The following is a 9106-nucleotide window of genomic DNA, read 5'->3' as shown; positions in this document are numbered from 1 at the left end:
CCGGAATCGCCGCGAACAGGCCGATCGCGGTGGCCAGCAGCGCTTCGGAAATGCCCGGCGCGACCACCGCCAGCGACGAATTCTGCTGCGCGCCGATGTTGAAGAAGCTGTCCATCACGCCCCACACGGTGCCGAACAGGCCCACGAACGGCGCCACCGAGCCGACCGTGGCCAGGAAGTTCAACCGCCCGGCCAGCGCGTCGCTTTCCGCCGTCACCGCGCCTTCCAGCGCCAGGCTGAGCCGCTGGCGCGTGCCCTCGCGGTCAATCGTGCGGCCCGAGGTGGACCGGCGCCATTCGCCCAGCGCGGCGTTGACGACACGGGCGGAGGCCACATCGCGCTTGCCGTTCTCCTTCTGGAACGCGTCAATGTCGTGCGCGTCCCAGAACTCGCGCTCGTACTTGTCGCACTGGCGCTGGACGCGGCCCATCTTGATCCGGAAGCCGACGATGATCGTCCAGACCCAGACGCTGGCGAGCACCAGCCCACCCATCACCGCCTTCACCACGATGTCGGCGTGAAGGAAAAGCTCCACCGGATTGAGCTGGGTCGGCGCGCCGGCGGCGCCGCTGGCGAGAACTTCGAGCATCATGCGGAAATCGGGCCTTCCTGTTCGGATGAGGTCGCTTCGGATGGAGCAACGAGGACAGTGTGGAACGCATCGACCCACGCGCGCGGCTGGCGGCGGGGCCGGCCAGTGGGCGCAACGAAGGCGACACGCACGGTCGCCTGGGACAAGAGCGCGTCTTCCCTGAACGCACGCTGGACGATCCGGCAAGTCGCGGGGGAAATCTCGGAAACATGGCTGCGCACCAGCACCGCATCGTCCAGCCGGGCGGGCCGGAGATAACGGATCGCCAGGTCGGTCACGGCATAGGCGCCCTCGCCCGCGTCATGCGCGCCGCGCTGGTCGATGCCCAGGCAGCGCAGCATGTCGGACCGGGCGCGTTCGAACCAGCGCAGGTAGTTGGCATGATAGACCACGCCGGAAAGGTCCGTGTCCTCGAAATAGACGCGGACCGGGAAAAGATGGACAGCGCCGTCGAAACGGCCGGAAGGCGGCGCGGGCGGGAGCATGGGCGTTCCGTTTCTAGCCGTGCGACGAGTCGAAGGGCAAGGTCGTGCGGCGAACTTTGTTAAGCATCAGGCGAACCGAAGGACAGAACCCGAAAACGCCGCCGCTACGCCCTCGCTCGCTCAGCGCGTCACCAGCATCGGCCCCAGCGGACGGCCCGCGAAGACGTGGACGTGCAGGTGCGGCACTTCCTGGTGGCTGTCCGGCCCGACGTTGGCGAGCAGGCGATAGCCCGGCTCGATCACCCCCGCCTCGCGCGCCACCGTGCCCACCGCGCGCACGAAGCCGCCGATCTCCGCGTCAGACGCCTTGGCCGAGAAATCGTCCCAGCTCACATAGGCGCCCTTGGGGATCACCAGGATGTGCAGCGGCGCCTGCGGGTTGATGTCGTGGAACGCCAGCGCCCATTCGTCCTCATAGACCTTGCGCGAGGGGATCTCGCCCCGCAGGATCTTCGCGAACACGTTCTGGTCGTCGTAAGGCAGGGTGGCGTCAACGGCCATGGCCGGCTCTCCTCTTGGCGTTTCTTGTCGGAACGGCGGGTCTTTCGAGGTCGCTTACTCCGTTGGCCGGCTGGCCTTTTCGGCGATGCCGGAAACGCCTTCGCGCCGGTCCAGTTCCGCCAGCACGGCGTCTAGCGGCACGTCGCGCGCACCCAGCAGGACGAGCAGGTGGAACAGCAGGTCCGCCGCTTCGCCGGTCAGCTCGTCGGCGCTGCCCGAAAGCGCGGCGATCACCGTCTCGGTCGCTTCCTCGCCCACCTTCTGCGCGATCTTGCCCAGCCCCCGCGCGTGGAGCTTGGCGACATAGCTGGTCGCGGGATCGGCGTTGCGCCGCGCCGCGATGGTCGCTTCCAGGCGCGCGAGAGTGGTGGCGTGGTCCATGGCGCGGGGGATGGAGCGCCCGGGCCTCCGGGTCAAGAGGCCCGAATACCGGTCAGGCCCGCGCAGGAAGGCCCGCCGCGCGCAACGCGGCGTGCGCCTCGGCGATGGAATGCGTGCCGAAGTGGAAGATCGACGCCGCCAGCACCGCGCTGGCGTGGCCCTCGGTCACCCCGGCGACGAGGTGGTCGAGCGCGCCCACGCCGCCGCTGGCCACCACCGGCACGCTGACCGCATCGGCGATCGTCCGCGTCAGTTCGAGGTCATAGCCCTGCTGGGTGCCATCCCCGTCCATCGAGGTGACGAGCAGTTCGCCCGCGCCCAGGTCGGCCAGGCGCACCGCATGGTCCAGCGCGTCGATCCCGGTCGGCTTGCGGCCGCCGTGGGTGAAGATTTCCCACTTCCCCGGCGCCACCCGCCGCGCATCGACCGAGCCGACCACGCATTGCGCGCCAAAGCGCTGGGCGATGTCCGCCACCAGTTCCGGCCGGGCGACGGCGGCGGAATTGACCGCGACCTTGTCCGCCCCCGCCAGCAGCAGAGCGCGCGCGTCCTCGGCGCTGCGCACGCCCCCGCCCACGGTCAGCGGCATGAAGCAGACCTCGGCCGTGCGCGCGACCACGTCGAGCAGCGTGCCGCGCCCTTCGTGGCTGGCCGAAATGTCGAGGAAGCACAGCTCGTCCGCCCCGCCCTTGTCATAGGCGCGCGCCTGCTCCACCGGATCGCCGGCATCGCGCAGGTCGACGAAGTTGACGCCCTTGACCACGCGCCCGTCGCGGACATCGAGGCAGGGGATCACGCGGACGCGGACGGTCATGGTTCAGCCCCTCGCCGCCATCTGCAGCGCGGCGCGCAAGTCCAGCCGCCCGTCATAGAGCGCGCGGCCGGTGATGACGCCCTCGATCCCGTCCTCGGCGTGGAGCGTCAGGACATGGATGTCGTCCAGCCCCTTCACCCCGCCGCTGGCGATCACGGGGATGTCCACGCGCCGGGCCAGGTCCACCGTGGCCTCGATGTTCACGCCCTTGAGCAGCCCGTCGCGGCCGATGTCGGTGAACAGCAGGCTGGCGACGCCCGCGTCCTCGAACCGGCGGGCGAGATCGACCACCGACACGTCGGACACGTCGGCCCAGCCCTCGGTCGCGACCATGCCGTCGCGCGCGTCCACCGCCACCACGATGCCGCCGGGAAATTCCTTCGCCATGTCCTTGACGAATTCCGGGTCCTTCAGCGCGGCGGTGCCCATGACCACGCGGCTTACGCCGAGGTCGAACCAGCCCGCCACCGCTTCGCGCGTGCGGATGCCGCCGCCCAGCTGGACGTGGCCGGGAAAGGCTTCGAGAATGCCTTCCACCGCCTCGCGGTTTTCCGCGCGGCCGGCGAACGAACCGTCGAGATCGACGACATGCAGGTGCATCGCACCCGCTTCGGCGAACAACAGCGCCTGGGCCGCCGGGTCGTCGCCATAGACGGTCGCCCGGTCCATATCGCCTTCGGCGAGGCGGACGACCTGCCCTGCTTTCAGGTCGATGGCGGGAAAGACGATCATGTCAGGGCTTCCATTCCAGAAAACGGGCCAGCAGCTCCAGCCCGTAGGACTGGCTCTTTTCGGGGTGGAACTGCACCCCCAGGATGTTCTCGCGCGCGACGGCGGCGACGATTCCGCCGCCGTGGTCGGTCATCGCCGCCACGTCCGCGCCCGCTTCGGGCACGAAGTGGTACGAATGCAGGAAATAGGCCTCGCCCGGCTCGATCAGGCCCGCCGCCGGCGCGCCGGCATGGTGCGCCGGGGCAACGTCGTTCCAGCCCATGTGCGGCACCTTGATCGCGGGATCGGTCGGCTCGATCAGGCGGACCTCGCCGCCAATCCAGCCCAGCCCAGGCGTCACGCCGTGCTCCACGCCGCGATCGGCCAGCAGCTGCATCCCCACGCAGATGCCCAGGAACGGCGCGCCGCCCACCAGCACGCGCTCGCGCATCGCCGCGACCAGCCCCGGCACCGCCTCCAGCGCATCGATGCAGGCCTTGAACGCGCCCACGCCGGGCAGCACGATGCGGTCCGCCGCCCGCACCACGTCGGGATCGGCGGTCACCGCGACGCCTTCCGCCCCCGCCGCCTTCAGCGCGTTGGCCACCGAACGCAGGTTGCCGGCGCCGTAATCGACCAGCGCGAGGACTTCAGCCACCGAGGATGCCCTTGGTGGACGGCACCGCATCGCCCTTGCGCGGATCGATCTCCACGGCCTGCCGCATGGCGCGGGCGAAGCCCTTGTAGATGCCTTCGATGATGTGGTGGTTGTTCGAACCATAGAGCGATTCGATGTGCAGGGTGATGCCGGCCGCCTGGCTCACCGACTGGAACCAGTGCTCGAACAGCTCGGTGTCCATCTCGCCCAGGCGCGGCTGGGTGAACGCGGCCTTCCACACCAGCACCGGGCGGCCCGAAATATCGAGCGCGACGCGACACAGCGCCTCGTCCATCGGCGAATAGGCGGTGCCGTAGCGGGCGATGCCCTTCTTGTCGCCCAGCGCCTGGGTGATCGCCTGGCCCAGCGCGATGGCGCTATCCTCGGTGGTGTGGTGCTGGTCCACGTGCAGGTCGCCCGCCACGCGCATCGTCACGTCGATCAGCGAATGGCGCGAAAACTGTTCGACCATGTGATCGAGGAAGCCGATGCCGGTGGACACGTCGTACGCGCCGGTGCCGTCGAGGTTGACCGAGACCGCGATGTCGGTTTCCGCCGTCTTGCGCGCGACCGATCCGGTACGGGACTGCTGCATGGTTTGGTCCTGTGCTGTCTGGGCCTGCGTATCCGAGGCGGACTCAACTGCGCCGCCTATAGGCGGGTACGAACGAGAATCAATCTTTGCGCGCAACAAGGCCATGTGGAGACATGCCCTCTTGACCGCGCGGGCGGCCAAGGCCAGTTGTGGCGACGATGAACGATACGCCCGACAGCCTGATCCCCTATGACGAGATCGTGCAGGAGGCCCTGCGCGCCGTCGTCGGCCGCGTGCTGGGCGAAGTGGAAGCCTCTGGCGGCTCGCTGCCCGGCAACCACCATTTCTATATTACCTTCAAGACCCAGGCGCCCGGCGTCTCGATCCCGGCGCGCCTGAAAGAGCGCTTCCCCGACGAGATGACGATCGTGCTCCAGAACAAGTTCTGGGATCTGAAGGTGGAGAGCGACCGGTTCAGCGTGGGGCTCAGCTTCAACCAGGTGCCCGCCATGCTGGATATTCCGTTCAGCGCGATCACCGCCTTCGTCGATCCGGCGGTGGATTTCGGCCTGCAGTTCCAGGCGATCGCCGACAGCGACGACGAACCGCACGAAAGCGCCGAGAACGATTCGCCGGAACAGGCGGAGCACCCGGCCGTTGAACGCAACGAGGACGGTTCCAACGTGGTAACGGTGGATTTCGGCCGCAAGAAATAGCGGCGGGGCCTGCCGCAGGATGTCGGCCCCGGCGGGAATACCGAAGGGCAAGGCATGACGATCAGGGACAAGCTGGCAAAGATCAAACCCGCGCGTATCGCGCGGAAAGCGGCGGGAAAGGTCGCCGAGGCGGCGCGCGATGACACCGCCGGCGGTACCAAGAATGCCGGCCCCAGCATTCCCGGCCCCAGCACCAACGCCATGACCAACCTGATCCTGGCCGACATCGCGCTGCGCGCCGGAGGCGCGCTGCTGCGGCGCGGGGTGGAACGCGGGCTGCTGGGCAACAAGACCGGCACGGCCAAGGCGAAAAAGATCATCCGCGGCCGCACCATGGGCGAAACGCTGATCGGCACCGCGCTGGCCCGCGTGGCCACCCGGTCGGTACCGGGCGCGATCATGGTCGGCGGCGGCCTGCTGGCCAAGACGCTGTACGATCGCCGGCACGGCAAATCCGCGAAGGCGGAAGGCGAGGCGGCCGTGGATGCGAAGGCGAAAAAGGGCGAGAAGGAATAGCCCGGCGGTCCGCCTGCAGCCGTCAGCGAAGCCGGGCCGAAAGCTCCATCAGTTCCAGCCGGTTGCCGAACGGGTCGTCGACATAGGCGTGCTGGTAGCCATCGCGCGACGCCTCGTCGCGGATCACGTAGCAGCCGGCATGTTCCAGTTTCCGCACCAGATCGCCAAGATGCGCCACGATGAACGCGACGTGGGCTTTATGCACCGGGCGGAAGTCGGGATCGACGCCGAGGTGGACCTTGACGGCATCGCGTTCGAACCAGCAGCCGCCCAGCTTCGCCAGATGCGGCGGCTTGGGCACTTCACGAATGCCCAGCACGTCGCGGTAGAACGCCCGCGCGCGGTCCTCTCCGCCCGGTGGCATGGCCAGTTGCACGTGATCGAGCCTCTGAATGTCCATCCCTTGCTCCCGCCAGCGGCTCGCCGCCCAGTAACGACCCTGACCACGGCCTTGACCACCGCCTTGTCCATGCGCCACTAGCACGCATGGCCGATAGCACCACGCATACCACGGATACGCTCCATCGCAGGGGGCTGATGTTCATCCTGTCATCGCCATCGGGCGCGGGCAAGACGACGATCGCGCGCAAGCTGCTGGACGAGGACGACGAGATCGCGATGTCGGTGTCGGTCACCACCCGCCCGATGCGGCCGGGCGAGGTCGACGGCAAGGACTACTACTTCGTCAGCCAGGCGGAATTCGACCGCATGGTGGAGGAAAGCGCGTTCTACGAATGGGCGCATGTCTTCGGCAACAGCTATGGCACGCCCAAGGCGCAGATCCGCGCGGGCCTGAAGGAAGGGCGCGATTTCCTGTTCGACATCGACTGGCAGGGCACGCAGCAGCTTTACCAGAAGGCGGAAACCGATGTGGTGCGCGTGTTCATCCTGCCGCCCAGCCTGGACGAGCTGCACCGCCGCCTGACCGGGCGCGGCACCGACAGCGCCGAAGTGATCGCCAGCCGCATGGCCCGCGCGCAGGCCGAAATCAGCCACTGGGACGGCTACGACTATGTCGTGGTCAACGATGACATCCAGAGCTGCTTCGACAAGGTGAAGCAGATCCTCGCCGCCGAACGCATGAAGCGCGCGCGCCAGACCGGGCTGATCGGCTTCGTCCGCGAACTGACGCGGGGATAGAACGGGCGCGCCGGCAGGCGGGCAACCTGCCGGCGATCGGCCTCAGTGCCCCGAAGGCCGGCTCAATGGCCCGAAGGATCGACGAAGTCGCTCGGGATCCAGGCGTTGACGATGCCACCATCGATCGGGATCGTCGTGCCGACGACATAGTCGCCCGCGCGGCTGGCCAGGTAGATCGCGCCGCCGGCGATATCCTCGACGCCACCGATCCGCCCCGAAGGGATGCCGCGTGCCGATTCCTCCGGCTTGCGCGCCGCCACCTTGTTCATTTCCGAAGGATAGGCGCCGGGTGCGATGCAGGTGACGACGATGTTGTCCTTGATCAGCCGTGCCGCCATGCGGCGGGTCAGGTGGATCACCGCCGCCTTGGACGCCTGGTAGCTGTAGGTTTCCCACGGGTTGACCCGCATCCCGTCGATCGAGGCGATGTTGATGACCTTGGCCGGTTGCCCCGCCGACGCGGCCGCCTTGAGCAGACCGTGCAGCTTCTGCGTGAGGAAGAAAGGCGTCTTGACGTTGAGGTTCATCACCTTGTCCCAGCCGCCTTCGGGGAAGTCCTCGAAGTCCGCGCCCCACGCCACGCCGGCGTTGTTGACCAGGATGTCGATCTTGGGCTCCAGCCTGGCCAGATCCTCGGCCAGCGCCTCTATCCCGGCGAGCGTGGAAATGTCGCCCGGCAGCGCGATCACGCGATCGCCCAGTTCGCGCGCGGTTTCCTCTACCACCGCCGCCTTGCGCGCGGTGATGTAGACCTTCGCGCAACCGGCGGCGAGGAACCCCTCGGCCAGCATCCGGCCGATCCCGCGCGATCCGCCGGTAATCACCGCCACGCGGCCTTCAAGGCTGAACAGCTTGCTGAAATCCATGTCAGTGCCTTTCGCTTTCCTTCCGCACGGGAAGGGCAATCAGGGTCAATATCCGCTCAGCTTCGCCACGCGCTCGGCATGGTAGAACGGATCGCCGGTGAATTCGGACAGCGCGCGGTCACGCTTCATGTAGAGACCGATGTCGAACTCGTCGGTCATGCCCACGCCGCCGTGCATCTGCACGCCTTCGCGCACGGCCAGGTTGCAGACCTTGCCCGCCTTGGCCTTGGCCACGGCCACCATCAGTTCCGCCTTGTCCGAGCCGGCATCGAGCAGTTGCTGCGCCTTGATCACGGCGGCCTCGGCAATCTCGATTTCCGAATAGAGATGCGCGGCGCGGTGCTGCAGCGCCTGGAACTCGCCGATCAGCTGGCCGAACTGCTTGCGCGTCTTGAGGTAGGCGGTGGTGATGTCGAACGCGCCGGAAGCGACGCCGATCTGCTCCGCCGCCGCGCCGACGCGGCCGGCATCGAGCACCCGGTTCAGCAGCGCGCGCCCGCCATCGACCTCGCCGATCACGCAATCGCCATCCAGTTCCACGTTGTCGAACGTGACGTGGCTGGCCATGGCGCTGTCGACCAGCCGCACCACGTCATGCCGCACGCCCGCGGCATCCTTGGGGACCGCGAACAGGGTGACACCATCGGCATCGCCGTCGCTGCCCGCGGTGCGCGCGGCCACGATCAGGGCATCGGCCGAGGCGCCGTGGACCACGAAGTCCTTGCGGCCCGAAAGGCGGAAGCCATTGCCCGCCTTCTCGGCGCGGCAGGCGATGCGTTCGGGGCGGTGCTTGGGGCCTTCGTCGATCGCCACGGCCAGCACCGTCTCGCCCGCGATCACGCCGGGCAGCCAGCGGCCGCGCAGCTCGTCCGATCCGGCGGACAGCGCGGTCACGCCCATAACCGCCGTGGTCAGGAACGGCGACGGGGTGAGGTTTCGGCCGATTTCGGTGAGCACGATGCCCGCCTCGACATGCCCCATCGCCAGCCCGCCATCGGCTTCGGCGGCGAGGATGCCGGTCAGGCCCAGCTCGGCGAACTGCTTCCACAGCGCATGGCCGAACCCGTCCGGGCAGTTGATGTCGCGCCAGTGGCGCAGCTGCTGCTTGATCCCGCCTTCGTCGGCCATGAAGCCGGTCACGGTTTCGGCGAGCATCGCCTGATCTTCGGTATGGTAGAGCGGCATGTCGTT

The 9106-nt window shown here is 68.1% G+C and carries 14 protein-coding genes; 3 read left to right on the top strand and 11 right to left on the bottom strand.

Annotated elements, in window-relative coordinates; translation table 11 throughout:
• The 8 genes from B3547_RS06410 to hisB form a co-directional block, all read right to left on the bottom strand.
• Positions 1–592 (bottom strand): MotA/TolQ/ExbB proton channel family protein (locus tag B3547_RS06410; protein ID WP_292961319.1); only part of this gene is annotated, 592 nt, incomplete at its 3' end.
• Entirely contained in the window at positions 589–1077 is a 489-nt protein-coding gene (locus B3547_RS06405) for a YbgC/FadM family acyl-CoA thioesterase (protein WP_292961317.1), read from the bottom strand. The genes B3547_RS06410 and B3547_RS06405, both read right to left, overlap by 4 nt.
• A 120-nt stretch (positions 1078–1197) precedes the next feature.
• Positions 1198–1578, bottom strand: a complete 381-nt coding sequence (locus tag B3547_RS06400; RefSeq protein WP_292961315.1) for a histidine triad nucleotide-binding protein — start codon at positions 1576–1578, stop codon at positions 1198–1200.
• A gap of 54 nt (positions 1579–1632) precedes the next feature.
• Positions 1633–1959 carry a phosphoribosyl-ATP diphosphatase gene (locus tag B3547_RS06395; RefSeq protein ID WP_292961313.1) on the bottom strand — a complete coding sequence of 109 codons (327 nt, stop codon included), beginning with the start codon at positions 1957–1959 and terminating at the stop codon, positions 1633–1635.
• A 52-nt stretch (positions 1960–2011) separates the two neighbouring features.
• Positions 2012–2773, bottom strand: coding sequence for an imidazole glycerol phosphate synthase subunit HisF (hisF, locus tag B3547_RS06390; protein ID WP_292961311.1), 762 nt, complete (start codon positions 2771–2773; stop codon positions 2012–2014).
• 3 nt (positions 2774–2776) lie between these two features.
• Entirely contained in the window at positions 2777–3505 is a 729-nt protein-coding gene (hisA, locus tag B3547_RS06385) for a 1-(5-phosphoribosyl)-5-[(5-phosphoribosylamino)methylideneamino]imidazole-4-carboxamide isomerase (protein WP_125954523.1), read from the bottom strand.
• A 1-nt stretch (position 3506) separates the two neighbouring features.
• A complete protein-coding gene (gene hisH, locus B3547_RS06380; RefSeq protein WP_125954522.1) occupies positions 3507–4142 on the bottom strand; it encodes an imidazole glycerol phosphate synthase subunit HisH in 636 nt (211 codons plus the stop codon).
• A complete protein-coding gene (gene hisB / locus B3547_RS06375) occupies positions 4135–4737 on the bottom strand; it encodes an imidazoleglycerol-phosphate dehydratase HisB (RefSeq protein ID WP_292961307.1) in 603 nt (200 codons plus the stop codon). Before hisB ends, hisH begins: the two co-directional genes overlap by 8 nt.
• A gap of 158 nt (positions 4738–4895) precedes the next feature.
• On the opposite strand from hisB, the gene B3547_RS06370 reads away from it, so the two are divergent.
• Both B3547_RS06370 and B3547_RS06365 read left to right on the top strand, forming a co-directional pair.
• Positions 4896–5393, top strand: coding sequence for an SspB family protein (locus B3547_RS06370; protein ID WP_124810167.1), 498 nt, complete (start codon positions 4896–4898; stop codon positions 5391–5393).
• Between the two features lie 54 nt (positions 5394–5447).
• A complete protein-coding gene (locus tag B3547_RS06365; protein ID WP_292961302.1) occupies positions 5448–5909 on the top strand; it encodes a hypothetical protein in 462 nt (153 codons plus the stop codon).
• A 22-nt stretch (positions 5910–5931) separates the two neighbouring features.
• Here the strand turns inward: B3547_RS06365 and B3547_RS06360 are convergent, their stop codons facing one another.
• Positions 5932–6309, bottom strand: coding sequence for a VOC family protein (locus B3547_RS06360; RefSeq protein ID WP_124810168.1), 378 nt, complete (start codon positions 6307–6309; stop codon positions 5932–5934).
• A gap of 86 nt (positions 6310–6395) precedes the next feature.
• Between B3547_RS06360 and gmk the strand changes: the two genes are divergently transcribed.
• Entirely contained in the window at positions 6396–7049 is a 654-nt protein-coding gene (gmk, locus tag B3547_RS06355) for a guanylate kinase (protein WP_125954521.1), read from the top strand.
• 62 nt (positions 7050–7111) lie between these two features.
• On the opposite strand, the gene B3547_RS06350 is transcribed toward gmk, so the two are convergent.
• Together B3547_RS06350 and B3547_RS06345 are read right to left on the bottom strand one after the other, a co-directional pair.
• Complete coding sequence (locus B3547_RS06350; protein ID WP_292961298.1) at positions 7112–7915, bottom strand: SDR family oxidoreductase; 804 nt, start codon at positions 7913–7915, stop codon at positions 7112–7114.
• A gap of 45 nt (positions 7916–7960) precedes the next feature.
• Positions 7961–9100: an acyl-CoA dehydrogenase family protein gene (locus B3547_RS06345; RefSeq protein ID WP_125954520.1), complete on the bottom strand. Its 1140-nt coding sequence runs from the start codon at positions 9098–9100 to the stop codon at positions 7961–7963.
• Between the last annotated feature and the right edge of the window lie 6 nt (positions 9101–9106).

Origin of the sequence: Novosphingobium sp. UBA1939 (assembly GCF_002336885.1) — a bacterium.
Classification (GTDB): domain Bacteria; phylum Pseudomonadota; class Alphaproteobacteria; order Sphingomonadales; family Sphingomonadaceae; genus Novosphingobium.
The sequence above is the reverse complement of the archived record's forward strand: the minus strand, read 5'-3'. Positions and strand labels throughout refer to the sequence as shown.